Below are 26,001 nucleotides of genomic sequence, written 5' to 3'. Positions count from 1 at the left end.
TATTAGCCATTGCTGTGCTCCAGTCTGTCGACTATTTCCCCAGCGTATTCAGATTCATCGACCGAACCGCCAATTGCTCAGCCGTTTGCTGGTCCACCGCCAACGAAAAGCGGAAGGTCGCGCCGCGGCCGGGAACATCAATCAGCTGGATCTCGCGGCCATGCAATTGGAGGATCCGGTGCACGATCCGCAACCCCAGTCCGCCGTCACGCCGTGCGCCGCCAATGTTGAACGGGCGCAGGAACAGACCTTCGCGCAATTCGGCAGTGATGCCGGGACCGGTGTCGCTGACGGTCACTTCGATAAAAGGTCCTTGAGGGCGCAGGCTGAGCTCGATTTCTCCTCCTTGCGGGGTGTGGCGCAGGGCGTTGTCGAACAGGTTGGTGAGCACCCGCTCGATCAATCCAAGGTCGGCGCAGGCCGCCGAAACATTGGGTGCGAAGGTGGCCTTCAGCTCGACCTGGCGCGCCTCGGCCGTCAGTTCGAATTTCTGGAAAATGTCCTGCACCAGATCGGTCAGCGAGAAACGCTCCAGTACCGGTTGCACGAAGCCATGTTCCAGACGCACCAGTTCCAGCAGCGATTGCGCCAGCCCACCCACCTTGCGGCTTTGATCCAGCGCGATGCCCAGGTAACGGCGGCGGTCGGCGGGTGACAACGTGGCGTCCTTGAGCGACAGGGTTTCCAGGTAACCGTGCAGCGAGGCCAGAGGCGTGCGCAGGTCGTGGGAGATGTTGGCTACCAGTTCACGGCGTTCCTGATCCTGGCGGGTCAACGAACGCCATTGCTCGCCGAGGCGCGCCTGCATCTGCCGGAAGGTCGCGTCGAGTATGGCAATTTCATCGTGGCTGGCGGCTTTTTCCACCGGGACGGATGCAGGCGGCGTTACCGGAGCGCCATCAATGTCGAACCGGTTGACGGTTTCGGTCAAACGGCGCAAAGGTCGGGTGATGAGGGCGAATGCCGTGAGACCGGCAATCAGGCACAGCAACGCCACCAGTCCGATGGACAACAGCGCGGTATTCAGGGCGGCGCTGGTGGCGCCGCGTTCGGCGAAGCGGTCGTGCTCTTCGCTCAGCAGCACCACATAGAGATAACCCACCGGTTTGCCATCGACCTGTAATGGCGCGGCGCTGAACACTTTGCGGCCATCGACGCTGCGCGGATCGTCACCGAGAACCGGCAGGGCATCGCCATTGAGCAGACGCTTGATCGGCGCCAGATCGACCCGCTCCCGGCGTATCCGACCCTCGGGCGCAGCACTGCCGACAATCCGGCCCTCGGGGTCGAGCAGATAGACCTCGACACTGGGATTGACCAGCATCAGTTGGCTGAACAGGTCGCGCACGGCGTCGGGCATCAGGCCTTTGGTGTCCATCAGCACGGTGTCGTGGGCGATGTGCCGGGCCAGATCCCGCGACAACCCTTGCACCACTTCCAGCTCATGCATTTTGTTGGACCGCACCTGCATCCAGGCCGACGTGCCGCAGCACACCAACAGCAACACGGCGAACACCAGCGACAGGCGCTGAGTCAGGGTCAGTCTCACGGTTGCTCCTCCCTGGCCGCGAACTTGTAGCCTCGTCCCCACACTGTGAGGATGCGCGCCGGTTGCGCCGGATCGGCTTCGATCTTTGCCCGCAGGCGGTTGATGTGAGTGTTGACCGTGTGCTCGTAGCCTTCATGGCTGTAGCCCCAGACCGCGTTGAGCAGGTCCATGCGCGAGAACACTTTGCCGGGCTGGCGAGCGAAGAAATACAGCAGGTCGAACTCCCGTGGCGTGAGGTCGAGGCGGCGACCGTCAAGGGCCACATCGCGCGTGATCGGGTCGATGGAGAGGCCATCCGTGATCAGGCTGCCGGCGTCCATTTTCAGGTTGCGGGCCATGGCGTCGACCCGTCGCAACAGCGCTTTGACCCGGGCCACCAGTTCCAACATCGAAAAGGGTTTGGCCAGGTAATCGTCGGCGCCGAGTTCGAGGCCGAGAATCCGGTGCACTTCGCTGGAGCGCGCACTGGTAATGATGATCGGTGTGTAGCGGGCCATGGCGCGGGCGCGGCGGCAGATTTCCAGGCCATCGACGCCGGGCAGCATCAGGTCGAGGATCAGTGCGTCCCAGCTTCCTTGCTGCAGCAGGCGCATGCCTTCATCGCCGTCGGCGCAGTGCACCGCCTCGAACTGCTCATCGCGTAGATGCAGGCAGATAAGGTCGGCGATATGCAGGTCGTCCTCGACCACGAGGACGCGTTTGGTCTGTTCCATCAAGCTCAATCCTTCGGCGCAATGAGCGCATTGTGCGGGTTTTCCGGGGCCTGAGTTATCACGAATTGTTTAACTTCTCGTGAGGATTTGGCGATCAACCCAAGCCTAGGCTGTGTTCCATGACAGGCACCTGGAATTTTCGGAGACGACCATGTTTTCACGGCGACAGTTTCTCGTAGCAAGCGGCGGGCTAGGCGCTGCAGCCCTGGTCATCGGTGTATTGCCAAAATTTTCCGCCAGTTCTGCGCTGGTCAGTGACGCCAGCGCGGCGGAGGTGTTCGAGGTGACTCACAGCGACAGCGAATGGCGCGCCATGCTCAGCGCCGAGCTGTACGAAATCCTGCGCGAAGAGGGCACCGAACGGGCCTACAGCAGCCCGCTGAACAACGAGCACCGTGAAGGTACGTTTGCCTGTGCCGGTTGCGATCTGCCGCTGTTTTCTTCCGCGACCAAGTTCGACAGCCGCACCGGTTGGCCGAGCTTCTGGGCACCGCTGGACAAGGCTGTGGCCACTCGTCAGGACCGTTCCTTCGGGGTGCTGCGTGAAGAAGTCCACTGTCGGCGTTGTGGCGGTCATCTGGGCCATGTCTTTGACGATGGGCCCAAACCCACCGGCCTGCGCTACTGCATGAACGGCCTGGCGATGACTTTTGTGCCGAAGACGGCTTGATCCGCGGGTACTCCCTTTCACTCATTTTTGCAGGTCGACGTTATGTGGCTTCTGGTCCTCGCTTATCTCGGTGGTGTGCTGACGATTGTCAGCCCGTGCATCCTGCCGGTGCTGCCCTTTGTCTTCGCTCGCACCGGGCAGCCGTTCATGAAGAGCGGGTTGCCGCTATTGGCGGGCATGGCGCTGACCTTCGCACTCGTCGCCTCGCTGGCAGCGGTGGGCGGCGGTTGGGTGGTGCAAGTCAATCAGTACGGTCGCTGGCTCGCGTTGCTGTTCGTTGCACTGTTCGGGCTGACGCTGTTGCTGCCTCGATTGGCCGAACGTCTGACCCGGCCGCTGGTGGCTGCGGGCAGCCGGTTGTCGGAAGCCGCGGGCGCCGATGCACGGCCGCGTCCCGGCGCTTCGTTCCTGATCGGCGTCGCCACAGGCCTTCTCTGGGCTCCGTGCGCCGGGCCGATTCTGGGACTGTTGCTGACTGGCGCCGCGCTGCAAGGGGCAAGCATCGCAACCACCCTGTTGTTGCTGGCCTACGCCGCGGGTGCCGCAACTTCCCTCGCAGTGGCGCTGCTGCTGGGCGGTAAAGTCTTCGCGGCGATGAAGCGTTCCATCGGCGCTGGCGAGTGGCTGCGTCGAGGTCTGGGCGCCGCGATGCTGGCCGGTGTCGCGGCGATCGCCCTGGGGCTCGACACCGGGATTCTGGCGCGGATGTCGACGGCGTCCACCGGCGGTATCGAGCAGGCGTTGGTGGGACGGCTGGCCGGAAAATCACCGAACGTTAGCGGGGCAATGATGGCGCAGGTTCCGAGCTCGGGAAATGCAATGAAAGCGGCTGACAAAGCGCCGGGTACACTGCCGATTGAAGGCAACCTTCCACCGCTGGACGGCGCGGTGCAATGGCTAAACTCGCCACCCCTTACAGCGCAGGCCTTGAAAGGCAAAGTCGTGCTGGTGGATTTCTGGACTTACTCCTGCATCAACTGCCTGCGCTCGCTGCCGTATGTGAAGGCTTGGGCCGAGAAGTACCGCGATCAGGGATTGGTGGTGATTGGCGTCCATGCGCCCGAGTTTGCTTTCGAACGAGACGTAGGCAATGTCACCAAAGCGATGAAGGACTTGGGCATCAACTACCCGGTGGCCATCGATAATGACTTCAAGGTCTGGCGAGCTTTCAACAACCAATACTGGCCGGCCCACTATTTTGCCGATGCTCAAGGTCGCATCCGTTATCACCATTTTGGTGAGGGCGAGTACGCCGAATCGGAACGGGTGATCCAGCAACTGCTGCGCGAAGCAGGTGCCGCGAAGGTCGCGGACGGTCTGATCAATGCCAGCGCCGAGGGTGTTCAACTGGCCCCGGACATGAACGAAGTGCAATCGCCGGAAACCTATGTCGGCTACCAGCGTGCCGAGCATTTCGTGCCTGAAACCAGCCTGGTGCCGGACAAGGTCTCGGCCTATGGCGCTCCATCGCAATTAGCACTCAACGACTGGAGCCTGGACGGTCAATGGAGTGTCGGCCCGGAACGGGCGACTTCAAGCGCGCCAGCCAGTCGCATCGTCTACCGCTTCCATGCCCGCGATCTGCACCTGGTGCTGGGGCCTGGCGCTGACGGTAAACCGGTGCGTTTCAAAGTGTTGGTTGACGGAAAAGTCCCCGGCGATGCCCACGGTACCAACGTGGCGCCCGACGGTAGCGGCAGCGTGACTGAACAACGCTTGTACCAATTGGTGCGCCAATCGGGCGGCGTGACGGATCGGACCTTCAGCATCGAGTTTCTCGATCCCGGAGTGTCGGCGTATGCGTTTACGTTCGGTTGATCGTCATTTCAGTCATTCAGGAGTCAGCCTCATGAAAACCCTATTCACCTGGCGCCGCACCCTGTTGGGCCTGGCCGCTGCTGGCGTCATCGGCCAATGCCTGGCGTTTTCCTTCGGTGCGGCGGAAGACGCGGTCATCATTCCTCCACCCACCCTCGACGAAACCACCCAGGCCGACAGCGAAAGGGCGGTCTTTGCCGGCGGTTGCTTCTGGGGCGTCCAGGGTGTGTTCCAACATGTGAAAGGGGTGAAAAAAGCGGTCTCCGGTTACGCCGGCGGTGCAGCCAACACTGCTCAGTACGAGCGGGTCAGCAGTGGCGATACCGGTCATGCGGAATCCGTCGAAGTCACCTTCGACCCCCGTCAGGTCAGCTACGGCACCTTGCTGCAAATCTACTTCTCGGTGGCTCACAACCCTACCGAACTCAACCGTCAGGGACCTGACAGCGGCACTCAATATCGCTCGGCGCTTTTCCCGGAAAACACCGAACAGCAACGTATCGCCAAGGCCTACATCGTCCAGCTGGACGCTGCTCGTTCGTTCAACAAACCCATTGTCACCAAGCTGGAGACCTACAACGGTTTCTACCCGGCCGAGGAGGAACATCAGGACTTTCTGACCGAGCACCCGACTTATCCGTACATTGTGATCAACGATCTACCGAAGGTCGCGCAATTGAAGCAGCTGTATCCGGATCGGTATCAGGAGAAACCGATATTGGTGAAGACCGGGTCATAAACGCAACAGGACACGGCAGGCGACTTGATCAGGAATTTTCCTCCAGTCGTTTGCCCATCTCGAAGGCTCGTACTTCATAACCCAACTCTTCGTACAGTCGAAGTGCCGGTGCATTGAATGCCCAAACGGTTAGCCGTAGATCCACAGCGTTTTGTTCGGCTGCCCAGGTTTGAGCGCACTGCATCAATGCTCGTCCAATGCCTTGGCCCCGAACACTTTCATCAACGCAGACTGAACCGACCCTGCCGACTCGCTGAGGTTGCATCAGCGGGCTGCTGAGCTGAGTGACTTGCACGGTGATGAATCCAATTGGTCTGCCTGCTTGTTCGGCGATAAAGGTCGCCTGATTTTCACCGTCGATGTACGGCCGCCAATGGGGGCTGTCGCGCGCGAAATTTTCGGTTGCTGGCGCATAAATATCCGGCTGCTGTTGATGGTGAAGACTGTTGAGTTGCTGGCCCAATTCGCAAATGGCAAGTAGATCGTCCGGTATCGCCCGGCGATAGAGGAGAGGGGAAGTCATTGGCTTTCCTTGGCACTTCTTGTTTCAGTTAAGGAATGTTTGGCTATTTGCCACGCGGGCGCTCCATCGCAATGGTCGACGTTTCAAAACCCAGGCTTGAAAAGAAATCCGCAGCGCCTTCCCGGCCTGCTCGCAGAACCCAGGTCATGTCGGGGTTCTCGCCCATCACATGTTCAACCAGCGCGCGTCCGACACCTTCACGTCGATGCTGTCCACAGACAACGACCATCGACAGATAACCGTTTGATAGGCCGTCAGTGATGCCTCGGGCAAAACCGAGGATTTGGGAGTCCTTCACAGCAAGGGCTGTGCGTTGGGAGTGAGCAATCAACTGCGCAAAATGTTCAGTGGAACCTGTGCGGTGCGCCCATCCGTTTTGCCCCAGAAAAAGGCGTACGGACTCTACTTCCGCGGGCAGTACATCGCGGACATGCAAGGCGTTGTTCATCCGGAAATCACATTCTTGCCCGCGATCTTCGACCGATACAGTGCCTGATCGGCCCTGGCCAGCAGTCCGGTCTGTTGTTCTTCTTCAAAGCGCTGAACCACGCCAAAACTCATGGTCACTTGAAAGTCCCCCACTGGCAGCAGGCTTGCGAGGCCATGGCGGATACGTTCGGCGAGGGTCCGGGCGTCGGCAAGTGGTGTATTGGGAAGGATCATGATGAACTCATCGCCGCCCCAACGCGCAAGCAGATCGCCTTCACGCACACAGTGCTTCACGCTCTCGACCACCTGCACCAATGCCGCATCGCCTAGTGCATGGCCATAGTGATCGTTGATGTTCTTGAAGTCGTCGATGTCCATGGCGATCAGCGACAGCGGTTGTCGAAAGCGCTGGGCGCGTTCGCATTCCTGGGGCAGGGCCTTTTCCAGAAGATAGCGATTGGCGATTGAGGTCAGTGCGTCGGTTTCCGCCAGTTTGCGGTTTTCTTCGAGTTGGATTTGCAGTTGCTGATTGACGCGAGACAACTCTCGGGTGCGTTCTTCAACGATCGCTTCAAGGGATTGGTTGCGCCGCTCAAGCGCTTCGTACAGGCGCTTCTTGTCGTCGATGCTGCGGTGTGCGCCGACCATCCGCGCCACCGAGCCGTCGGCATTGCGTGCCAAAACGTAACCACGGTCTTCGATCCAGATATAGCTGCCATCCAGCATGCGGCAGCGATACTCGGCCTGATAGCCAGGGGCTCGTTGATTCAGGTAGTCATCGAACTGCGCCATGACCTGCAGGTAATCGTCGGGATGGATCACGTTTTCCCAGGTCAACACGTTGTTATTCAGGGAATGAGGCGGGTAGCCGAGCATCTCGTACCACCCGGGGTTGCGATAGACGAACCCGGTGTTGGCGTTCCAGTCCCAGATGCCGTCGCTGACCAGTTCCAGAATGGTGTGCAGCATGTCTTCGTTCAAATCCGACAGATTGAACTTCAACGGCTCGATATTCGACGCTTCACCCATCTCCGCACTCCCTGCCGCCCTGATATCTAAGTGACCCGCCTGTCGAGGAGATTAGTGCATGGGGTATTCGGTCGGCTAGTGCTTGCCCCATCTCTGCAAGGCAAAGTCGACAAAACTACGCAGTTTTGGCAAACGGTAGCGATCCTGGGCATACATCAGGTTCATCGGTCGGCTTGGCGGCAGGTAATTCTGCATCAATGCCACCAGTTTCCCGTCCTTGAGATCTTGCTCCATCAACGCATCAGGCAACACCACGATGCCCATGCCGGTTCGCGCCGCTTGATGCAGTCCTGCCGAACTGTTGATCAACATCGGTCCATTGACCGCTACCGCCACTTCGCCCTCGGGACCGGTCAGGCGCCAATGTTTCTCCACCGACTGCCAGTCATCCCCGGCCGGATAGGCAAAGGACAGACAGTCGTGGTGTTGCAGATCATCAGGTTTCTGCGGTGTGCCTTTGCGCGCCAAGTACTCCGGTGATGCACACATGGTCAGGCTGTAGTCGAGGAGTGGACGGGCGATCAGGTGGGTCTCCTCGGTGTTGCCCAGGCGAAACGCCACGTCGAAACCGTTTTCGAGCAGGTCCGGACGGCGATTGGTGAGGACTACATCCAATTTGACGCGTGGACACAGCAGGGCAAATTCACTCAGGGCGGGTGCCAGTTTTTCGCTGCCGAACGTCAGCGGTGCGGTGATGCGCAAGGTGCCACTTGGCTCGTCGAGGGCCTGCTCGGCCAACCGTTCGGAATCGGCCACCAGCCCCAGCACTTCGAGGCAACGCTGGTAATAAGCGGTGCCGAATTCCGTTAACCGCTGGCGTCGCGTCGTACGGTTGAGCAGACGCACACCCAGTCGTTGCTCCAACGCCCGCAAGTGATTGCCGACCATGGTGGTGGACATTTCGCACTGCAACGCGGCGGCGGTCATGCTGCCGGTTTCCACCACCCGCACGTAAACAGTCATTGCCTGGAACAAATCCATTATCAAGCCCAGCTTTAAAATGATTGAAGTGTTGCAGCGTTTATCTAGCTCAGGTGGCTAACCATACTGCAAAAACACCGACCATTGATGGAGCTTGATGTCATGACCGCCGCCTGCCTGATGAGCACTTACCAACCCTTGGCCTTGAGTTTCACCAAGGGTCTGGGCACGCGCCTGTGGGATCAGGCCGGTCGTGAATACCTGGACGCGGTGGCGGGCGTGGCAGTGACCAACGTCGGTCACTCCCATCCGAAAATCGTCTCGGCCATCAGCGAACAGGCCGGGTTGCTTTTGCACACTTCCAACCTCTACAGCATCGACTGGCAACAACGGCTGGCGCAGAAACTGACGCAATTGGCGGGCATGGAGCGAGCGTTCTTTAACAACTCCGGTGCCGAAGCCAATGAGACCGCGCTGAAACTGGCGCGGCTGTATGGCTGGCAAAAAGGCATCGACCAACCGCTGGTGGTGGTCATGGAGAATGCCTTTCACGGCCGGACCCTCGGCACTTTGTCCGCCAGTGATGGCCCGGCCGTGCGCCTGGGCTTCAACGAGTTGCCGGGGGATTTCGTCAAAGTGCCATTTGGTGACCTCAAGGCGCTGGACAAGGTGCAGCAAGCCCACGGCCCGCGCATCGTGGCGATCCTGATGGAGCCGATTCAGGGCGAAAGCGGTGTCCAAATGGCCCCGCCCGGTTACCTGAAAGCCATTCGCGAACGCTGCACTCGGCGCGCGTGGCTGCTGATGCTCGACGAAATCCAGACGGGCATCGGCCGCACCGGCCAGTGGTTTGCCTTTCAGCACGAAGACATCGTTCCAGACGTCATGACCCTGGCCAAAGGCCTGGGCAATGGCATTCCCATCGGCGCCTGCCTGGCCCGAGGCAAAGCCGCCGATCTCTTCACCCCTGGAAGTCACGGCAGCACCTTCGGCGGCAATCCACTGGCCTGTCGCGTGGGTTGCACCGTGCTGGAGATCATCGAAGAACAAGGACTGCTGGAAAACGCCAAACTTCAGGGCGAGCGTTTGCTGGCCAGATTGCGCATTGAATTGGCGGACGACCCGAACGTATTGGCGATCCGCGGCCAGGGTTTAATGATCGGCATCGAACTCAAACAGCCGATTCGCGACCTGACCCTGATCGCCGCGCGGGATCACGGCTTGCTGATCAACGTGACACGGGGTAAGACCATTCGCCTGCTGCCGCCGCTGACGATTGATGAGCGGGAGGTGGAGATGATTGTGAGAGGGGTTTGCCGGGCGGTGAGCGCGGCCTGAGACTTATCTCAGTAGTGGTATCTACACATCACGATGCGTATTTCACCGTCCTCGACTGCATAGACCAAGCGATGCTCGGCTGTAATCCGCCGCGACCAGAAGCCGCTCAAATTGTATTTGAGCGGTTCAGGTTTTCCGAGTCCATCGAACGGCTCGCGCTGGATTGATTTGATCAGCAGGTTGATTCGCTTGAGTCCTGCCTTATCGTTTTGTTGGAACCACAGATAGTCTTCCCAACCTTCAGGAGTGAACTCAATATTCATTCTTCGATGAGTTGCCTGGTTTTAGTTTTCCCTGCCCGCAGGTTGCCGATCGATTTGATCAGGCGTTCAGCATTAGCAGGGGAGCGAAGTAGATAGGCTGTCTCTTCGAGGGCGTTGTACTCCGCCAGAGACATCATCACCACGGGTTCGCCTTTCTGGCGAGTGACCAACAGTGGAGCGCGGTCTTCATTGACCCGATCCATGGTTTCGGCCAGATGTGCACGTGCGGTGGTGTAGTTGATGGTTTGCATGTTGTAGTCCTCGCTCGATGCAAAGAACGTACAGAAATGAGTACAGGATGACAAGGTGATACCTACGAGTGGTCGTTGCGCAGACGATGCATCCGCGCTTGTCCTGAGTATCGCCGAAGATTCTTCAAGACGTTTCCGTGATCGATGTAATCCCGATCCGATTTACTCGACATCCCTCGGCACCCAAGTTTTTTGATCGCTCCCCCAAACTCTCCACCAGGCGAACCAGATAACCATCCGGATCCTGCACCAGAAATTCACGCTGGCCGACTTCCACCGCATCGGCGCGATACCAGACATCGGTGCTTGGGCGAAACAGCGGCCATTCAACGTCGGCCAGGCGCTGGAGTATCGGCTCGACGACATCGACCGTGATTTGAAAGTTTATGCCTCGACCGAACGGTGCTTGCAGTGCGCCGGTCATCCACTGGCCTTCGGTCGGGTCGTATTGCTCCAACATGATCTGAACGCCGTTTTGATCGAGGTAGGCAAAACCGACTTCGGGACGTTCATAGGCGATTTGAAAACCGATCAGGGATGTCCAGAAGTGAAGGCTTTTCTTGATGTCCGTGCCATTAATTCGGGGACTAATTTGCTCCGTGCAAACATACGTATCCTTGGTAAACAGTGTGAGTTAGTTGGCTTGTATCACGGTGTTCGTGAATGTTGTGATTTCGGTTCGATCCCTGAGTTTGAGTTTCGAACCGCTAAATCCTTCGAACAGTTGCTGATGCGCGGCGAATCCACTGGACTCTTCGCGCGTACGATAGCTGCTGGCCCAGTCGAGCAACGCAATCAACAACTCGTCATTCTTGTCCCGCTGCGCCTCTCGCTGACGGATATTGGCAACACATTCCTCATCTTCAACACACAGCCAGATCAGTGCTGTAGCCCGGGGCAAGAGTTCGCTGATGATCCAGCCGTAAACGCCTTCGATCACCCAGCGCTCTTTACTGGCAAGCACCCGTGCCATGCCCAACGCCTCGGCACGGGGGCGGGGGATGCTGTGTTCATCGGACAACCAGTGAATCGTATCGAGATCGACCCACGGCACTTGCAGGTGCTTGGCCAGTCGTTCGGCCAGCCAGCTTTTGCCGGAACCGGAGTTGCCAATGATCAGGGTTCGGGTGAGGTTCATGAGCGACACCGATCAAATAATGAAATGGCTACCCCCACCGATCGTTCCCACGCTCTGCGTGGGAATGCAGCCCGGGACGCTCCGCGTCCCTTTCGAGAGCTGGAACGCGGAGCGTCCCTTGAGGCATTCCCACGCAGAGCGTGGGAACGATCAGCCTTCAGCCTTCAGCCTTCAGTCGTCATTCTCAGGCGCAACCATCCGCGTCTTCGGCGAACCGTTTGAGTTGTGCTGATAGATCTCCTGCGGCTGTCCCTTTTCATTAAAGAACACTTGCCCGATCCCCGCCGAATTCCACAGCCGTTCACCCGCTTCAGCATGTTCCGGGACATGGGGAACAATGCGCATGCGCCGGCGTTTGGTCAGCCAGTTCAGTGGCGAGCGGGGCGAGTAGAGCCAGCGGTTGAGGCGGTCGAACCACTCGAGCAGCGCGGGAGGGAATTCGTTTTTGATGCCACTGCTGGTGATCTGCCAGATTCGCGGGCCGGCTTTGCGGTGTCGGATCAGTACTTCGTAGACGAAGGAATAATGCACATCGCCCGACAGCACCACGTAATTACCGGGTGTACGCGAGTGTCGGAAAATGTTCAGGATCACCTGGGCCGCACCGCGATGAGCCATCCAGTTTTCGGCGTCCACCAGCAGGGGATAACCGCACCAGCTGAAGACGCGCTGCACGGTTTCGATCAGTTTGACGCCGAAGATCGGTGCCGGCGAAACGATGATGGCCGAAGGGTGATCGAGCAGTTCCTGTTGCAGTTCGCTGAGGGCTTCCCAGTCCAGCAAACCCGAAGGCTGCTTGAGGTTCATCTCGCTGCGCCAGCGCCGGGTGCGGGTGTCGAGCACCACGATGGCCGGGCGGGTGGGCAGCACGTAATGCCAGTTCTGAAATCTCAGCAGTTGGTCAATCAACTCGTCCTGAATGTCACTGTCGAGGTAGCGGTCATGCCCGGTCGCGCTCAATCCGCTGGCCTTCTCCAGCACAGCGCCGAACGCATCCGGGTTGTTGCCCCAGCCTTGGCACAGCATATAAGCAATCAGTGCGTTGCCGATGATGCGCCTGGAGAACGGATGGCCGTAGGCCGTTTCCTCCCATTGCGCGGAAAGATTCCAGTCATCGGTAATATCGTGATCGTCGAAAATCATCAGGCACGGCAGGTGCGCGAGTGCTCGGGCGACGCCTCCCAGACCGGCCTTGAAACCATCGATGCGCGTCTGCTCAAGCGCATAACGCTCGCGTCGTTCAGGTGTCAGTGCCGGCGGTTGCGGGGCGATCAATGTCCAGGGTGTTGGCGACCAGACCAGCAGGTACATGGCCATGACTTCGGCAAACGTCACTAGATGGTTGTCGGCACTGCTGCTGGTGAAAATCGGCTTACGCGCCCCACCGAAAAATCGCTCGCGCAGGGTTTCGTTGCTCTCCAGCGCCGGTAACAAATCCGCACGATGGTAGTAGCTGGCGGGGTGCTCGTAGAGCTTGGCGCTGTCGCTGACCACTGCGCCTTCGAGGTGCTCTTCGAACAGCCCAAGTCGCTTGATCAAGGCATGGATGGCTCGCAGCATCGGCCCCGCGACATCGTCGGCATAAACCTGATCACCACTCATCATCAACAGCGCCGGACGTTTGTGTGCGTCCGGCTCCGCCTCCAACAAACGATCGACGCACAGCAAACCGTCCGGGGCCGGGTGGTGAGGTTTGCGGCAAGAACCATGCAGCAGATGATCGGCCCGTTTACGCAGGACGAAGTTTGGGCAACGGGCGTCCCCGTACAGCAAGTGCGGGGCCCAATCGGCGATGCCTGCGCCAGCGTCGTCAATCAACAGGTCGTATTCGATTAACGTGTCGCAGGGCAGGGCGGCGTCCAGCGACACATCGATCAAATGAACAAAGGCCTGGGTGCCCACCGCAATGACCGTGCACTGACTCGCGTCGAGGTGAATAGCGTCGCGATCTTGCAGACGCAACGTCAGCGACAGCGCCCGCGACCCCACCAGCCACATCACCAACCGCGTGGGCTCCAGACGCCGCAACAGCGGCCCGACCAGGACAGGTGGCAGGGATTGATGATCGTCAGGCAGTGGCAAAGACATGGACATCCGGTTTTTTGGAACAGAGAAGCGAGGAATGATAACGCAGCTGGCGCGAACGTATGGCTCCCGGTTTATCGACGGTGGACGGCAAAATAGCCCTTGGCTAATGCCGGTCAGTTAAGGTGCAAAACCTGTGGGAGCGAGCTTGCTCGCGATAGCGGCAGGTCAGTCAGCATTGATGTTGAATGTTGCGCCGCCATCGCGAGCAAGCTCGCTCCCACAGAGGTTGCGGTGTTCACGCCCTTAATTGACCGGCATTAGCCCTTTGGCCTGTTTACACAGGCCAAGGGGCAATTCCCAAGGGGGCGTGTGAGCTTAAGCCTCCCAGCCCGCCCCACTGACCGCCGCCTGCGCCAGCGGGTGCAAGTCTGCTCCCTGATGCTCCATCTGCCAGGCCAGCAATTCCTTGCGCATGCCAGGCGTCCAGTACATCTGCAGATGATTACGCACGCCGAGCACGGCCTGTTGCTGGTCCGGTTCACTGGCGAAGTACTGGGCGATTTGGTTGACCATTTTGATCAGGTTTTCAGTGCTCATCGGCGTACCTCGGCTTTTGCTCCGGCGGTGCGTGCCTGGCGGCGTTCGTCGAGCAGGCGTTGTTGGTTGTCACTGAATTCCTGATAGCGTTTTTGCCACTCGGAAGGGTGGTAAACGCGGCTGACTTCCACGGCGGTGACCTTGTACTCCGGACAGTTGGTGGCCCAGTCGGAGTTGTCGGTGGTGATGACGTTGGCCCCCGATTCAGGGAAGTGGAACGTGGTGTACACCACACCCGGGGCGACCCGTTCGGTGACCCGCGCACGCAGTACGGTCTGGCCGGCGCGGCTGCCGATGCCGACCCAGTCACCTTCGTTGATGCCACGGCTCTCGGCGTCGGTTGGGTGGATTTCCAGGCGATCTTCGTCATGCCAGGCAACGTTTTCGGTGCGTCGGGTCTGAGCGCCGACGTTGTACTGGCTGAGGATGCGCCCGGTGGTCAGCAGCAGTGGATAGCGATTGTTGACCTTTTCCTCGGTGGGCACGTAGCCGGTGAGCATGAAACGCCCCTTGCCGCGTACGAATTCCTCGATGTGCATGGTCGGCGTGCCGTCCGGTGCCGCGGCGTTGCATGGCCATTGCAGGCTGCCGTGGCGATCCAGTTCGGCGTAGCTGACGTTGGTGAAGGTCGGCGTCAGGCTGGCGATTTCATCCATGATTTCTGACGGGTGCTGGTAGTTCATCGGGTAACCCAGTGCGTTGGCCAGGGCCACGGTGCCTTCCCAGTCGGCCTTGCCGCCCAGCGGTTCCATGACTTTGCGCACCCGGGAAATGCGCCGCTCGGCGTTGGTGAAGGTGCCGTCTTTTTCCAGGAACGAGCAGCCCGGCAGGAACACGTGGGCGAACTTGGCGGTTTCGTTGAGGAAAATGTCCTGCACCACGATGCATTCCATGGCCGACAGGGCTGCGGTGACGTGTTGGGTATTCGGGTCGCTCTGGGCGATGTCCTCGCCCTGGCAATACAGGCCCTTGAAGCTGCCGCTGAGGGCGGCTTCGAACATGTTGGGAATGCGCAGGCCCGGATCGGGTTGCAGCGTGACATTCCAGGCCTGTTCGAATTGTGCGCGAACGACCTCGTTGGAGATGTGGCGGTAGCCGGGCAGCTCATGGGGGAAGGAACCCATGTCGCAGGAGCCCTGAACGTTGTTCTGCCCACGCAGCGGGTTCACGCCCACGCCTTCGCGGCCGATGTTGCCAGTGGCCATGGCCAGGTTGGCGATGCCCATGACCGCGGTGCTGCCCTGGCTGTGTTCGGTGACGCCCAGGCCGTAGTAGATCGCCGCGTTGCCGCCGGTGGCATACAGGCGAGCGGCGGCGCGGATGTCGGCTGGGGCCACGCCGCAGATCTCACCAAGCACTTCCGGCGAGTTTTCCGCGCGGCTGACGAACTCGCGCCAGTGAGCGAATTCGTTGTCCTCGCAACGGGCGTCGATAAAGGCTTGGTTCAACAGGCCTTCGGTGACGATGACGTGGGCCAGGGCGTTGAGCATGGCGACGTTGGTGCCTGGGCGCAGGGCCAGGTGCAGTTCGGCGCGGGCATGCACCGAATCCACCAGATCAATGCGTCGTGGGTCGATGACGATCAGTCGCGCGCCTTCACGCAGGCGGCGTTTGAGCTGGGAGGCGAACACCGGGTGGGCGTCGCTGGGGTTGGCGCCCATCACCAGGATCACGTCGGCCTGCATCACCGAGTCGAAGCTCTGGGTGCCGGCGGACTCGCCCAGGGTTTGTTTCAGGCCATAGCCGGTCGGCGAGTGGCAGACCCGCGCGCAGGTGTCGACGTTGTTGTTGCCGAAGGCGGCGCGCACCAGTTTTTGCACCAGATAGGTTTCTTCGTTGGTGCAACGGCTGGAGGTGATGCCACCAATGGAGTCGCGGCCATATTTTTGCTGCAACCGGCGGAATTCGCTGGCGGCGTAGGTCACCGCTTCATCCCAGCTGACTTCCTGCCAAGGGTCGCTGATGTTTTTACGGATCATCGGCTTGGTGATGCGATCCGGGTGAGTGGCGTAGCCCCAGGCAAAGCGCCCTTTGACGCAGGAGTGGCCGTGGTTGGCCTGGCCGTTTTTGTCCGGAACCATGCGCACCAACTGGTCGCCTTTCATCTCGGCGCGGAACGAGCAACCCACGCCGCAATAGGCGCAAGTGGTGATTACGCTGCGTTCGGGCTGGCCCAGTTCGACCACGCTTTTTTCCATCAGGGTCGCGGTCGGGCAGGCTTGCACACAGGCGCCGCAGGACACGCATTCCGAGTCGAGGAAGTTCTCGCCACCAGCGGCCGCAACCCGGGATTCGAAACCGCGCCCGGTAATGGTCAGGGCAAACGTGCCCTGGGTTTCTTCGCAGGCACGGACACAACGGTTGCAGACGATGCACTTGCTCGGGTCGAAGTCGAAGTAGGGGTTGGAGGTGTCCTTCACGTCGGCGAGATGGTTGTCGCCTTCATAGCCGTAACGCACTTCTCGCAGGCCGACCTGGCCGGCGACGGTTTGCAGCTCGCAGTTGCCATTGGCCGAGCAGGTCAGGCAGTCCAGCGGGTGATCGGAGATGTACAACTCCATGACGTTGCGCCGCAGCGTCGCGAGTTTTGGCGTCTGGGTGTGCACGGTCATGCCTTCAGTGACCGGCGTGGTGCAGGACGCGGGGTAGCCGCGCATGCCGTCGATCTCCACCAGGCACATGCGGCAAGAGCCGAAGGCTTCCAGACTGTCGGTGGCGCACAGTTTGGGAATGGTGGTGCCCATCAGCGCGGCGGCGCGCATCACCGAGGTGCCTTCGGGCACGCGGATGCTGCGGCCGTCGATGTTCAGGGTCACCTGCACGTCGCTGTCGCGGGCCGGGGTGCCTAAGTCGATATCGGTGTTCGGGTCGAAGAGAGTAATCATTGGTCGGCCTCCGAAGATTGCAGACCGAAGTCGGCGGGGAAGTGCTTGAGGGCGCTGGCTACCGGAAAGGAGACCATGCCGCCCAACGCGCACAGCGAACCGTATTGCAGGGTGTCGCACAGGTCCTTGAGGATGATCACCTGCTCATCGCGACCACTCTGGTCAGGCGCTGCCAGCAGGCGGTCGATCACCTCAACACCTCGGGTCGAGCCGATGCGGCACGGGGTGCATTTACCGCAGGATTCCTCGGCACAGAACTGCATGGCGAAGCGCGCCATGTGGGCCATGTCCAGGCTGTCGTCAGCCACCACCACACCGCCGTGACCGAGCATCGCGCCGATGCCGGCGAAGGCTTCGTAATCCAGCGGCGTGTCGAATTGCGACGGCGGCACCCAGGCGCCGAGCGGTCCGCCAACCTGCGCGGCCTTCAGCGGCCGGCCACTGGCGGTTCCGCCGCCGTAGTCTTCCACCAGTTCCCGCAGGGTCAGGCCAAAGGCCCGTTCCACTAAACCACCATGACGAATATTGCCCGCCAGTTGGAAGGGCATGGTGCCCAGAGAACGGCCCATGCCGTAATCGCGATAGAACTGCGCACCCTTGGCCAGAATCAGCGGCACCGAAGCCAGGGTCAGCACGTTGTGCACCAGCGTCGGCAAACCGAACAGGCCCTTCAACGCGGGGATCGGTGGCTTGGCGCGGACAATCCCGCGCTTGCCTTCCAACGAGTCCAGCAGCGCAGTTTCCTCACCGCAGATATAAGCGCCGGCACCGACGCGCACTTCCATATCGAAGGCCTGGCCGCTGCCACCGACATTGGCGCCGAGGTAACCGGCGGACCGGGCGATGTCCAACGCCTCGCGCAAGGTGGCCACGGATTGTGGATATTCCGAGCGCACATAGATGTAGCCGTAACTGGCGCCGACAGTGATGCCGGCAATGGCCATGCCTTCGATCAGCAGAAAGGGGTCGCCTTCCATCAACATGCGATCCGCGAAGGTGCCGGAGTCGCCTTCGTCGGCGTTGCACACAATGTACTTCTGCGCAGCCTGGGTGGCGCGAACCGTGCGCCATTTGATCCCAGCGGGGAAAGCCGCGCCGCCACGGCCACGCAGGCCTGAGTCGAACACTTCCGTCGCGGTCTGCTCGCCGCCCACTGCGATGGCGCGGGTCAAGCCCTCGAAGCCGCCGTGGGCCCGGTAATCATCCAGGGACAGCGGCCGAGTAATACCGGCGCGGGCGAACAGCAGGCGTTGTTGAGTCTTCAGATAAGGCAATTCTTCCACCAGGCCCAAGGCCAGTGGATGGGTGGACGGCTCGCTTTGCAGGGCTTCGAGCACGGAGGGCACATCGGCAGCAGTCAGCGGGCCAAAGCCGATACGGCCTTGAGGGGTGTCCACTTCCAGCAGCGGTTCCAGCCAATACAGGCCGCGCGAGCTGGTGCGTTGCAGGTCCAACGGCAGATTGTGTTCCTGGGCCTTCGCGGCAAGGGCGACCGCCACTTCGTCGGCACCCACGGCACGGGCCAGAGAATCACTGGGCAGATAGAGGCGCGACATCATGCGTCCTCCCGGCAAGCATCAAGCAAGGCATCCAGACGCTCGGCACTAAGCCGCGCATGCACCTGACCATCCAGCTCCAGCGCGGGCGAACAGGCACAGGCGCCGAGGCAATACACCGGGCGCAAACTGATGCTGCCGTCGGCGCTACTGCCGTGATCGTCCAGTTGCAGGCGTTCGCGCAACTGCGCCGCAAGCTGCTCGGCACCGCGACTCTTGCAGGACTCGGCGCGGCACAGCCGCAGGATATGCCGAGCCGGCGGCGCGGTACGGAAGTCATGGTAAAAACTGATCACCCCGCGAACCTCGGCCTGACTCAGGTTAAGCGCATGGGCAATCTCGGGGATGGCGGCATCGGGGATATAACCGATGCCCTCCTGAATCTCATGAAGAATCGGCAACAGTGCGCCCGCAGAGCCCTTGTGGCGCTCCAGCACGCTGTTGACCATAGGCAATTGCAACATCTCATCAGGCATTCAGCATTCCTCACGGTCACGGACAAACCAGAGGGTTGTCGGTCGTCCGAAAGTGTCGGCTGCGGCACTCACACCACGTCACGGAATCGTGGCAATTTCAGGCCGTCGGCCAGGGCACCCTGAGCGGGCATCTTGTTGCGCCCGGCACGGTCTTCGCCGCACCTCTACTGGGCATAAAGGGCAGCTTGCCACGCCGCTATTGATTGAACTGCACCAAAGCGACGTGTTCGGTTCTGCCTACGACTATCCATTAAGTCTAGATGAGTGGGGTGCGGGCGTTCACTCACCGGCCTAATGCCCTGAGGGCCTGTCGATGGCTGATATATAACAAGCATTTCAGGTGGGAAGAAGCATCAGAACCATGGGCAATTCTACGGAGCAGATGCGTTGACGTATTCCCCTGTGGTGCCAACGCACAACCCCTGTGGGAGTGAGCCTGCTCGCGATAGCGCCAGATCAGCCAACAACAATGCTAAAGGTGCACCGAATCCCTGTGGGAGCGAGCTTGCTCCGGGCGGCGTTCCGACGAAAGCGCCAGCCCAGCCACCCTCAATGCTGAAGATGCCCCGCAATGACAACCCAGCCACCTGGTCGGGCCAAATAATCCCTGTCAGCTCACTGCAACCCCTGTGGGAGCGAGCCTGCTCGCGATAGCGCCAGCCCAACCAACATAAATGCTGAATCAGCTGCCACCCTCGCAAGCCACCCACACCCCACAGGCCTCAAACACTAAGCTTCAGCCTTCGCCCCCGCCCGCTTGGACGCCAGCTCATTATCCCGATCCCGATTCAGCACCTTCACCGCATCATCCACCACCGCCTTACTCATCGCCGTCAAATAATGCGCGGCCCAGGCGTGGCGGTCGGTGTCTGTGGCGTAGGCAGCATCTTCGGTCAGCTTCTTGGCGAGGAACAGAAAATCAGAAGCCATGGCTAACGCATCACCGAGGGGGACGCCGCGAGTGACATGGAACAGGGCTTGATCCGCGCAGTAGATGGCGGGTGTTAGGCCGATGGTTTTCAGCTCTGATTGTTCGGTCATTTGCCACCTCCGATGAGGGAGAGGCGGTCGGGGAGGGCGTTACGCGATTGGGAATTGCGTAGAGGGAAAAGCCAAATTTTGTACGGATTTGTTCTAGTCATGGTCAACATCCTTGATTTGAGGAGCTGCCACGAGCCTTCTCACAGGCTTGGGTGACAGCCGTGCGCGGGGTGAGAAACCGGCAATCAAGGCAACCGGTAGACCCGAAGGTCTCCCACGCACAGCCGCCATAAAGCCATATCGCAGACGAAAAAAAACGCCACGATAGGTTTTGGGGCGCTTTGCGCCTTGATTGTTGCGGGCTCTCACACCCGGTCGCTGAATTGGCAGCGACGGTTGGAGGGTATCGTGCAGGTCTCATTACTGCAACGTTCATAAGCTCTTTGCTCAGCGCTTTCTTTGGAAAAACTAGCATCGGGTATGGAAGAGAATATCCCTACCGCACTCTCGGAATGGCCCGACAACAATCCGCAGCGCACTGTTTTAGGCTGCGCATAAGCGCGCTGCCTCGTCTGTCGAAAATCCGCATAAACCGTAGTGTTTGCCGCGTTTTATGCGACTTACAGATTTGACATGGTCATTAGGCTACGGCAGCGATTGACCCCAATCGCGCCCGATCCTCTGGTGCTGGCTCAGTCCGGCATTACGTTCGGGCCTTCTTGTTTCTGGAACATGGAAGTTGTCTACCCCAGCCCCTCCGAAGCCGTTCCGTACATACTCTGATTTGGTCGCGATTCTGGCCAGTAGGGGTATGCAGATCCATGACCCCTCACGTGCAGAGCGCAAGCTTGCGCAGTTAGGGTATTACCGTCTCAGCGGTTATTGGTACCCGGCTCGAGAGTTCAAAATGAACGGCCTGCAGCAAGACGTTTGCCCGGTAACGGGCAAGCCTCTGCGTCTGGACACTTTCCAGGCATCAATCACAGAATGTGTTTCAGATAATCCTTGAGCGCGATAAGCGGCGCATTGAGTTGCTCTATCGTCCGTGCAGCGCTGAAATCTTCCGCCAACCTATTCAATTCGCGGCCTAAGACTGTGTCCACACCGCCGATAGCGTTCAGGACCAACTTCAGGCATTCATCCACTTTACTGTGGATCACCTCGACATCCCCCCGCCGCACCAGCAACCCAAAAACCTCGCGCTCATAATCACTCATCATCAGATCATCCCGCAGAATCGGGCTTGAATCTTCAGTCTCATAAGCGAGCTTGAGGCAGAACAGGGCGACGGTTTCCAGCAGCAGTTCCATGGGGTGAATCCTTGGGAGGTGTCGGGCCGGCCTAGGGTGCGAAGATCAAAAGATCGCTGGCAAGCCAGCTCCTACAGGACGGCGGTGGGGTGAGGGCACTTTTCTACAGACGAAAAAAAAGGCCTTGCAAAGCAAGACCTTTCTTAATTTTTGGTGCCCGAGGGCGACTGTAGGCATCCATATAATCCGTGGCTTGTAGCTAAATTATGCAGTTAGGGATACAAGCAGGGATACAAGTTCAGTTTTGCTGGCCAGATGATGCCCGATCAGTGCGGTGCTTACCAGCTGAGTTCACCGACCAGACCACAGATGAGGCGATGATCGGTGACATTGAAATATGTCGGATCTTGTTCGTCCTGCTCTCCGATGAAAAATACATAGGCGCGTTTTTTGGATTTGCTTTTTTTCTCCTTGATACCTTCTTCGCGCACGACCTCCATCTCATTCTGTACCTTCGTCCGTTTGTAATTGGACCATTGGGACCAACAGATACGAAGCATGTATTTGCGTACCAGCTGACGCTCGGCGTTCCACTCACCAGCCGAAAGCTGGATAACCAACGAATCATCTGTTGCTTGAGTCTTGGCCCAGGCCACCTCCGCATAGAAAACTTTTGAACGGGAAAAATGCTCGATTCCGGCGTTTGCGGCCCCCAATTTTTTAAAGGCCGTCAGGTAGGTCTTATCCTCGATCCCCGGAATATCTAATGACATATTTCGGTCGAAGGGGAAATTGATGAATGCGCGACATATCGGCCGGATCGTGTTGGACGGTCTTCGCCCGGCAGGCCTCGTGGCACCATCATTCGAGTTGGTGCGGGTGGTACTCTTGCTACCGGTCTGTGCGGATGACTTTGGCAGGGTAGGGTCAACCGCAATACGTTCGTCCTTGAGGATCAGTCTCGAAGGGGACAAACCTGGGCTCGTTTCCAATTCATTGCGAACGCTGCCTTTACGGCCACTATCAACGGTCTTCCTTTCCCCATCTACGTCACAATCCCCTAGATGATCAGTTTTAGGGAACAGGCTGAAGTGCGGCCGCTTTAGGTTGGTTTTGAGATACGACGCCGGGTAGACGGGTTGCTCGCAACCGCTACATTCATAGCCATCCCTGTCAACGTGTGGAAGCATCCATAAGTCTTCAGCCTCTACGATTTCCTTTGTGTTTTTATCCCGAGCTGACTCCATCCTGCCTCTCCAAAAACCATAGTCTTTCCGTAACTTAACACGCTTCAGCGCTACAAAAGCTGCCGGGGCCCCTGAGACTTTGTCTCAACACGGGGTCGGAAACCCGCGACATCGTGGTAGCGACAGATTCCCCAACTTACTGAAATTTCAACGTTGAAATTGAAAGGATCTTGAAGAAAAAGGGGCATCGTTGCCGTGTTGGTAAAGATGCCCCTTTGTGTTGCTGATAACGCACGCATGGCGTTCGTCATCCGATGGAAGACGCAATCCGCCGCGCAGTAGATCGGCAATTCCCTGAACTGAGCGGTGGTTACCACTTGCCGCGCTTCGGCCGTGTAGTGGCCATTCCTGCCGCACCTGGTCTGTGCGATGACTTCCGGCCGCGCTTTGGCGTCGACGTTGAAGTACTCCTGCCCGATGGTGAGCCGGATCCGGACCTGCCGATTCTGACCAGCCTGCCGTTGCCGGCACCCATGGGGGGGCAAGAAGCGGGCATGTTCGGCTTTCCGGAGGAGGGCACCACCGTGGTGGTCAGCTTCGCCTATGGCCTGCCGAACAAACCCTTTATCACGCAGATCCTGCCCCACGGCCTGAGTCTGCCCCGGGTGCCGAAGGGGGACCAGGTGTGGCAGCAGAGCGAGGCCTGTCAGCAGCGCGTCGACGCCGATGGCAACTGGCTGCGCAAGACGGATGGCAAGATCCAGGACAAGGCGAACGAGCGCGAAATTGAAGCCCTGGACAACACCGAGAGCTTCCAGAATCACACCAGGACGGTGGACGATCATTCGACCGAGTCAGTGGGTGGTATCAAGACGATTGAGGCGCTGGGCGCGCTGAAACTGCTGTCGGGCGGATCCGCGAGCCTGGCGGCCGTTGACGATCTGCAGGAACGGATTGAAGGCTTGCGCCGAAGCGTTGCGGGGGTGAGTCAGCGGATGTAGGCGCCGAAAAATTGGATCGGTTCTGATGCGGTGAATCTGTTCAAGATCGTGTGCGATACGCTCGATCTGCTGCAAAAAATGAATATTCAACTGTCAGTACATACACATGGAGCGACACCGACTCCCTCTAATGCAGCTGTTTTCGCAGCAAAGGGAGTAGCGATAGCGGCGTTCGCGGCCCAGTAGAAACCCATCACCTTATAAAAATCTGAGTTCAAGCGATTCCTCTATCCATAAGTCGTATGCTTTTTACATAGCATTGAGCTACGCTCTGAGCTTTCATATAGAAATGGAGGCTACTATGGTTTTATATAAATACTATGGATTTAACAGCGGACTATCTGCACTAAAAAGTTCCCTGCTCGGGTTCCGAACACCCGGCTACTTTAACGACCCTTTCGAATTATCCTACCTTGACAATGCCGAGGGAAGCGACTTAAAGCTTACCCACATGCAAACCCGATTAAAAAACTTTCGAGAGTCCGTAGTTATACTTTCACTAACTAGAACCCCCTTAAATCCGCTGATGTGGGCGCATTACGCGGAGGAACACAAAGGATTTGTAATCGGTTATCAGGTAGACACGCCTTTTTTAAAAAGCAGAGACTTCAACTTGATTCCGATCGATGGAGGCGACGTTATGTATACGAATACAAAAACATTGCATGCATTAACTCTAGAAAACAAAGAGCTACTCGACCACCTAGAACTTACAACTATGTTCCCGGGTGATTACAGGGAGGCTTTTCCAGAGCTTGAAAACTTAGCGAGAAAGGTGTTTTTAGTAAAGCATGCCTGCTGGGTCTACGAGGAAGAGGTTAGAGTTGTCAAGCAATCGATTAATTTCACAGAGGAGTCAGGTCAAAGCCCCATGTGGTGTTCTAGTAGCATATACTGTGAACTAGCGCCCGGTTATGGCATAAACGTGATACCCGGATTGTCTATATTTCAAACCCCAGTAGCGATTAAGGAAGTTTATCTCGGGCTACGAAATCCCTTATTAGGGACTTATGAAGGCCAAAGTTTTGAAGGTTCCATCGATCACGCTTTGAGAGAAAAGTCGGAGCAAGAACAATGGGAGGTAAATGCTATAGAGATGACGTCTGGCTCATGGGAACTAAAATCAAAACCGTTGAAATCTAGAGCGTTAAGCATATGCAAAAGCCACTACGGGTTGCGCGATGGCGTTAAGTTGACTGGAAGGGATGTTGAACTGTTAAAAGCCAAGTCCGGCACGGTTAAACCGTCAGACGAATTTTATATCAGCGAATGGCGAGGTGAACTGTACTTAAAGAAAAACAATAATTGGGTAAAGTAAATAACGCTTTGAGATGGGGCTTATTGCCCCAACCTAACCCAAACGGCACCACCAAGACTGTGCGTAAGCGCAGCCGTCGATGAACTCAATACCACTCAACACAAACCCGGTCACAGCCATCCCTGCCAGTGGCATCCAGCAAAGGTGGCAGCGGATCTGGATCAAGCGGCATTCCCACCTCAACGCGAGCTACGTTGGCTGCTCGGCCTAATTCATTGCACACGGTAGAGTTGACCATGACGTTGCCTCGGATCGCCGGATAGTGGCGCCGCTCCTTGGGATCGAGCGCAAAACCCATTAAACGCATAGGAGTGACCAGTACGTGCATGGTGCCTCCTACTCGTCAGCATCAAGGTCAAGTAGCGATTCGACCGCGTAGGCAAGCGCCGCGTCCGCTAACTCCAAAAAATTGCTGAGTTCGTCAGCATCGATCACATGGCCCTGGTGCAGTGCGTGTGCTTGCTTGAGCAATGCTTTGTGATGGGGCACCGGGCATTGCGAGCAACGCCACCTCATCTCGCAGCAGGACGCGCCATCGCGCTATCTCGCATGAATCCGGGGTTACGACTCCCACAGGTTCTCTATTCATTGGGCGTGCCCATCTTGTCAGGATACTGTATATGCGAACGCCTATATCGATAGGCGTATTTCCCCACATCAGCAGGGCGACTGACGGCAACTGACCCATGTCGCCGATCGCTAAGTCGCCCTGGGAAAATTCTTTCGCCACAAAAAAACAGCTGAAAAAACACTTATCCCCGTCCCGTCGACGGGCCTTGTGTCCTTTTTTTATGCAAATCCAGATGTAGTGCAAACGCACCTGCAGCCCAGGCGGGCTATGGATCTCTGTAGGGAATCGGTCATTTCACAAAGTGCAAAGTTTTGAAGGGAAATGCAGCGCGGTTGCACAGCGGTACACGGGGCGGTCACGGAGGGGGAACGCTGGAATGCCTGGTTTCATTGGTCGAAAAGTTTTAAAGCGTTGGTTTCAGTGTGTTCTTGAAAACGCGCACATTCTTTTTGAGATCGGGATTGGCAGTTACGGGAGAGGGGGTAAATTCCCTCTACGCCACGGCTGTCACGGGCTACGGCGGGATTAATGGATTTCACAGAAATGAAGGCGATGGATGATTAGGTTCACCTTCTGCCGCCAACAGGGCTCTGGTGAAAAGCATCGATTTTTTTGAGATTCATTCTCAGAGACAGAGAGGTCATTTCAAAAAAGAGCGATATGAGGAATACGGGTTAGGTGATGGGGCTGGAGCCCCCCGTTTTGCTGGGTGTGCCGGTATTACATAGCAAAGTAATATTAAGCGATATGAAAAGTAATAAAACCGTCAA

22 protein-coding genes and 3 pseudogenes are annotated in these 26,001 nt (G+C 58.3%); 6 read left to right on the top strand and 19 right to left on the bottom strand.

Features of this window, described 5'->3' with window-relative positions; genetic code table 11:
- Nucleotides 1–31 precede the first annotated feature (31 nt).
- Together EAH74_RS30110 and EAH74_RS30105 are read right to left on the bottom strand one after the other, a co-directional pair.
- Nucleotides 32–1,549 (bottom strand): sensor histidine kinase, encoded by a 1,518-nt coding sequence (locus EAH74_RS30110; RefSeq protein ID WP_140683808.1) that lies wholly within the window; start codon nucleotides 1,547–1,549, stop codon nucleotides 32–34.
- On the bottom strand, nucleotides 1,546–2,262 hold the full coding sequence (locus EAH74_RS30105; protein ID WP_140683806.1) for a response regulator transcription factor: 717 nt from the start codon (nucleotides 2,260–2,262) through the stop codon (nucleotides 1,546–1,548). Before EAH74_RS30105 ends, EAH74_RS30110 begins: the two co-directional genes overlap by 4 nt.
- Before the next feature lie 151 nt (nucleotides 2,263–2,413).
- On the opposite strand from EAH74_RS30105, the gene msrB reads away from it, so the two are divergent.
- Genes msrB through msrA form a run of 3 tightly spaced genes read left to right on the top strand, consistent with a single transcriptional unit; the run spans nucleotide 2,414 to nucleotide 5,489 of the window.
- Nucleotides 2,414–2,932: a peptide-methionine (R)-S-oxide reductase MsrB gene (gene msrB / locus EAH74_RS30100; RefSeq protein ID WP_140683804.1), complete on the top strand. Its 519-nt coding sequence runs from the start codon at nucleotides 2,414–2,416 to the stop codon at nucleotides 2,930–2,932.
- A 42-nt stretch (nucleotides 2,933–2,974) separates the two neighbouring features.
- A complete protein-coding gene (locus EAH74_RS30095) occupies nucleotides 2,975–4,750 on the top strand; it encodes a cytochrome c biogenesis protein DipZ (protein WP_140683802.1) in 1,776 nt (591 codons plus the stop codon).
- Between the two features lie 31 nt (nucleotides 4,751–4,781).
- Nucleotides 4,782–5,489, top strand: a complete 708-nt coding sequence (msrA, locus tag EAH74_RS30090; RefSeq protein WP_140683800.1) for a peptide-methionine (S)-S-oxide reductase MsrA — start codon at nucleotides 4,782–4,784, stop codon at nucleotides 5,487–5,489.
- Between the two features lie 28 nt (nucleotides 5,490–5,517).
- On the opposite strand, the gene EAH74_RS30085 is transcribed toward msrA, so the two are convergent.
- From EAH74_RS30085 to EAH74_RS30070, 4 genes are all read right to left on the bottom strand, one after another.
- Nucleotides 5,518–6,012, bottom strand: coding sequence for a GNAT family N-acetyltransferase (locus EAH74_RS30085; protein ID WP_140683798.1), 495 nt, complete (start codon nucleotides 6,010–6,012; stop codon nucleotides 5,518–5,520).
- A 43-nt stretch (nucleotides 6,013–6,055) separates the two neighbouring features.
- Nucleotides 6,056–6,460, bottom strand: coding sequence for a GNAT family N-acetyltransferase (locus EAH74_RS30080; protein ID WP_140683797.1), 405 nt, complete (start codon nucleotides 6,458–6,460; stop codon nucleotides 6,056–6,058).
- Nucleotides 6,457–7,470, bottom strand: coding sequence for a sensor domain-containing diguanylate cyclase (locus EAH74_RS30075; RefSeq protein WP_140683795.1), 1,014 nt, complete (start codon nucleotides 7,468–7,470; stop codon nucleotides 6,457–6,459). The genes EAH74_RS30080 and EAH74_RS30075 overlap by 4 nt, the downstream gene beginning before the upstream one ends.
- A gap of 75 nt (nucleotides 7,471–7,545) precedes the next feature.
- Nucleotides 7,546–8,451, bottom strand: a complete 906-nt coding sequence (locus EAH74_RS30070; RefSeq protein WP_123365378.1) for a LysR family transcriptional regulator — start codon at nucleotides 8,449–8,451, stop codon at nucleotides 7,546–7,548.
- A gap of 102 nt (nucleotides 8,452–8,553) precedes the next feature.
- Between EAH74_RS30070 and EAH74_RS30065 the strand changes: the two genes are divergently transcribed.
- Nucleotides 8,554–9,729, top strand: coding sequence for an aspartate aminotransferase family protein (locus EAH74_RS30065; RefSeq protein WP_140683794.1), 1,176 nt, complete (start codon nucleotides 8,554–8,556; stop codon nucleotides 9,727–9,729).
- A gap of 8 nt (nucleotides 9,730–9,737) precedes the next feature.
- On the opposite strand, the gene EAH74_RS30060 is transcribed toward EAH74_RS30065, so the two are convergent.
- The 12 genes and pseudogenes from EAH74_RS30060 to EAH74_RS30000 all read right to left on the bottom strand — a co-directional run bounded on the left by EAH74_RS30060 (nucleotide 9,738) and on the right by EAH74_RS30000 (nucleotide 22,401).
- Nucleotides 9,738–9,992 carry a Txe/YoeB family addiction module toxin gene (locus EAH74_RS30060; protein WP_140683793.1) on the bottom strand — a complete coding sequence of 85 codons (255 nt, stop codon included), beginning with the start codon at nucleotides 9,990–9,992 and terminating at the stop codon, nucleotides 9,738–9,740.
- A complete protein-coding gene (locus tag EAH74_RS30055; RefSeq protein ID WP_134096615.1) occupies nucleotides 9,989–10,243 on the bottom strand; it encodes a type II toxin-antitoxin system prevent-host-death family antitoxin in 255 nt (84 codons plus the stop codon). Before EAH74_RS30055 ends, EAH74_RS30060 begins: the two co-directional genes overlap by 4 nt.
- A gap of 124 nt (nucleotides 10,244–10,367) precedes the next feature.
- A pseudogene (locus EAH74_RS30050) lies at nucleotides 10,368–10,852 on the bottom strand (bleomycin resistance protein).
- Between the two features lie 25 nt (nucleotides 10,853–10,877).
- Entirely contained in the window at nucleotides 10,878–11,381 is a 504-nt protein-coding gene (locus tag EAH74_RS30045) for an adenylate kinase (protein WP_140683791.1), read from the bottom strand.
- Between the two features lie 171 nt (nucleotides 11,382–11,552).
- Entirely contained in the window at nucleotides 11,553–13,475 is a 1,923-nt protein-coding gene (locus EAH74_RS30040; protein ID WP_140683789.1) for an alkaline phosphatase D family protein, read from the bottom strand.
- 309 nt (nucleotides 13,476–13,784) lie between these two features.
- A complete protein-coding gene (locus EAH74_RS30035; protein ID WP_140683787.1) occupies nucleotides 13,785–14,006 on the bottom strand; it encodes a formate dehydrogenase subunit delta in 222 nt (73 codons plus the stop codon).
- Complete coding sequence (gene fdhF, locus EAH74_RS30030) at nucleotides 14,003–16,891, bottom strand: formate dehydrogenase subunit alpha (protein WP_140683785.1); 2,889 nt, start codon at nucleotides 16,889–16,891, stop codon at nucleotides 14,003–14,005. Before fdhF ends, EAH74_RS30035 begins: the two co-directional genes overlap by 4 nt.
- Nucleotides 16,888–18,447 (bottom strand): formate dehydrogenase beta subunit, encoded by a 1,560-nt coding sequence (locus EAH74_RS30025; RefSeq protein ID WP_140683783.1) that lies wholly within the window; start codon nucleotides 18,445–18,447, stop codon nucleotides 16,888–16,890. The genes fdhF and EAH74_RS30025 overlap by 4 nt, the downstream gene beginning before the upstream one ends.
- A complete protein-coding gene (locus EAH74_RS30020; protein WP_123365388.1) occupies nucleotides 18,447–18,923 on the bottom strand; it encodes a formate dehydrogenase subunit gamma in 477 nt (158 codons plus the stop codon). The genes EAH74_RS30025 and EAH74_RS30020 overlap by 1 nt, the downstream gene beginning before the upstream one ends.
- Nucleotides 18,924–19,652: 729 nt before the next feature.
- Nucleotides 19,653–19,964, bottom strand: coding sequence for a DUF3077 domain-containing protein (locus EAH74_RS30015; RefSeq protein WP_140683781.1), 312 nt, complete (start codon nucleotides 19,962–19,964; stop codon nucleotides 19,653–19,655).
- 920 nt (nucleotides 19,965–20,884) lie between these two features.
- Nucleotides 20,885–21,214 carry a hypothetical protein gene (locus EAH74_RS30005; RefSeq protein WP_140683779.1) on the bottom strand — a complete coding sequence of 110 codons (330 nt, stop codon included), beginning with the start codon at nucleotides 21,212–21,214 and terminating at the stop codon, nucleotides 20,885–20,887.
- A 278-nt stretch (nucleotides 21,215–21,492) separates the two neighbouring features.
- The gene (locus tag EAH74_RS30000; RefSeq protein ID WP_140683778.1) at nucleotides 21,493–22,401 is read right to left on the bottom strand and encodes a hypothetical protein; all 909 of its coding nucleotides are present in this window, start codon (nucleotides 22,399–22,401) and stop codon (nucleotides 21,493–21,495) included.
- A gap of 254 nt (nucleotides 22,402–22,655) precedes the next feature.
- On the opposite strand from EAH74_RS30000, the pseudogene EAH74_RS29995 reads away from it, so the two are divergent.
- A pseudogene (locus EAH74_RS29995) lies at nucleotides 22,656–23,528 on the top strand (hypothetical protein).
- 115 nt (nucleotides 23,529–23,643) lie between these two features.
- Nucleotides 23,644–24,660, top strand: a complete 1,017-nt coding sequence (locus EAH74_RS29990; protein ID WP_140683776.1) for a DUF2971 domain-containing protein — start codon at nucleotides 23,644–23,646, stop codon at nucleotides 24,658–24,660.
- 33 nt (nucleotides 24,661–24,693) lie between these two features.
- Here EAH74_RS29990 and EAH74_RS29985 read toward each other — a convergent pair.
- Nucleotides 24,694–24,988: pseudogene (locus EAH74_RS29985) on the bottom strand (hypothetical protein).
- Nucleotides 24,989–26,001 lie beyond the last annotated feature (1,013 nt).

The organism is Pseudomonas mandelii (assembly GCF_006438925.1).
GTDB classification, from domain to species: domain Bacteria; phylum Pseudomonadota; class Gammaproteobacteria; order Pseudomonadales; family Pseudomonadaceae; genus Aquipseudomonas; species Aquipseudomonas mandelii_C.
Note: the sequence above shows the minus strand (reverse complement) of the source record. Positions and strands in the feature narration are given on the sequence as shown.

Excerpts from the sequence above, each read along its gene's own strand:
- EAH74_RS30065 (WP_140683794.1), top strand. The coding sequence starts at position 8,554 with ATGACCGCCGCCTGCCTGATGAGCACTTACCAACCCTTGGCCTTGAGT.
- EAH74_RS30085 (WP_140683798.1), bottom strand. The coding sequence starts at position 6,012 with ATGACTTCCCCTCTCCTCTATCGCCGGGCGATACCGGACGATCTACTT.
- msrA (WP_140683800.1), top strand. The coding sequence starts at position 4,782 with ATGAAAACCCTATTCACCTGGCGCCGCACCCTGTTGGGCCTGGCCGCT.
- EAH74_RS30060 (WP_140683793.1), bottom strand. The coding sequence starts at position 9,992 with ATGAATATTGAGTTCACTCCTGAAGGTTGGGAAGACTATCTGTGGTTC.
- fdhF (WP_140683785.1), bottom strand. The coding sequence starts at position 16,891 with ATGATTACTCTCTTCGACCCGAACACCGATATCGACTTAGGCACCCCG.
- EAH74_RS30025 (WP_140683783.1), bottom strand. The coding sequence starts at position 18,447 with ATGTCGCGCCTCTATCTGCCCAGTGATTCTCTGGCCCGTGCCGTGGGT.
- EAH74_RS30080 (WP_140683797.1), bottom strand. The coding sequence starts at position 6,460 with ATGAACAACGCCTTGCATGTCCGCGATGTACTGCCCGCGGAAGTAGAG.
- EAH74_RS30005 (WP_140683779.1), bottom strand. The coding sequence starts at position 21,214 with ATGGAACTGCTGCTGGAAACCGTCGCCCTGTTCTGCCTCAAGCTCGCT.
- EAH74_RS30095 (WP_140683802.1), top strand. The coding sequence starts at position 2,975 with ATGTGGCTTCTGGTCCTCGCTTATCTCGGTGGTGTGCTGACGATTGTC.
- EAH74_RS30040 (WP_140683789.1), bottom strand. The coding sequence starts at position 13,475 with ATGTCCATGTCTTTGCCACTGCCTGACGATCATCAATCCCTGCCACCT.
- EAH74_RS30105 (WP_140683806.1), bottom strand. The coding sequence starts at position 2,262 with ATGGAACAGACCAAACGCGTCCTCGTGGTCGAGGACGACCTGCATATC.
- EAH74_RS30015 (WP_140683781.1), bottom strand. The coding sequence starts at position 19,964 with ATGACCGAACAATCAGAGCTGAAAACCATCGGCCTAACACCCGCCATC.
- EAH74_RS29990 (WP_140683776.1), top strand. The coding sequence starts at position 23,644 with ATGGTTTTATATAAATACTATGGATTTAACAGCGGACTATCTGCACTA.
- msrB (WP_140683804.1), top strand. The coding sequence starts at position 2,414 with ATGTTTTCACGGCGACAGTTTCTCGTAGCAAGCGGCGGGCTAGGCGCT.
- EAH74_RS30055 (WP_134096615.1), bottom strand. The coding sequence starts at position 10,243 with ATGCAAACCATCAACTACACCACCGCACGTGCACATCTGGCCGAAACC.
- EAH74_RS30000 (WP_140683778.1), bottom strand. The coding sequence starts at position 22,401 with ATGGAGTCAGCTCGGGATAAAAACACAAAGGAAATCGTAGAGGCTGAA.
- EAH74_RS30035 (WP_140683787.1), bottom strand. The coding sequence starts at position 14,006 with ATGAGCACTGAAAACCTGATCAAAATGGTCAACCAAATCGCCCAGTAC.
- EAH74_RS30020 (WP_123365388.1), bottom strand. The coding sequence starts at position 18,923 with ATGCCTGATGAGATGTTGCAATTGCCTATGGTCAACAGCGTGCTGGAG.
- EAH74_RS30075 (WP_140683795.1), bottom strand. The coding sequence starts at position 7,470 with ATGGGTGAAGCGTCGAATATCGAGCCGTTGAAGTTCAATCTGTCGGAT.
- EAH74_RS30070 (WP_123365378.1), bottom strand. The coding sequence starts at position 8,451 with ATGGATTTGTTCCAGGCAATGACTGTTTACGTGCGGGTGGTGGAAACC.
- EAH74_RS30045 (WP_140683791.1), bottom strand. The coding sequence starts at position 11,381 with ATGAACCTCACCCGAACCCTGATCATTGGCAACTCCGGTTCCGGCAAA.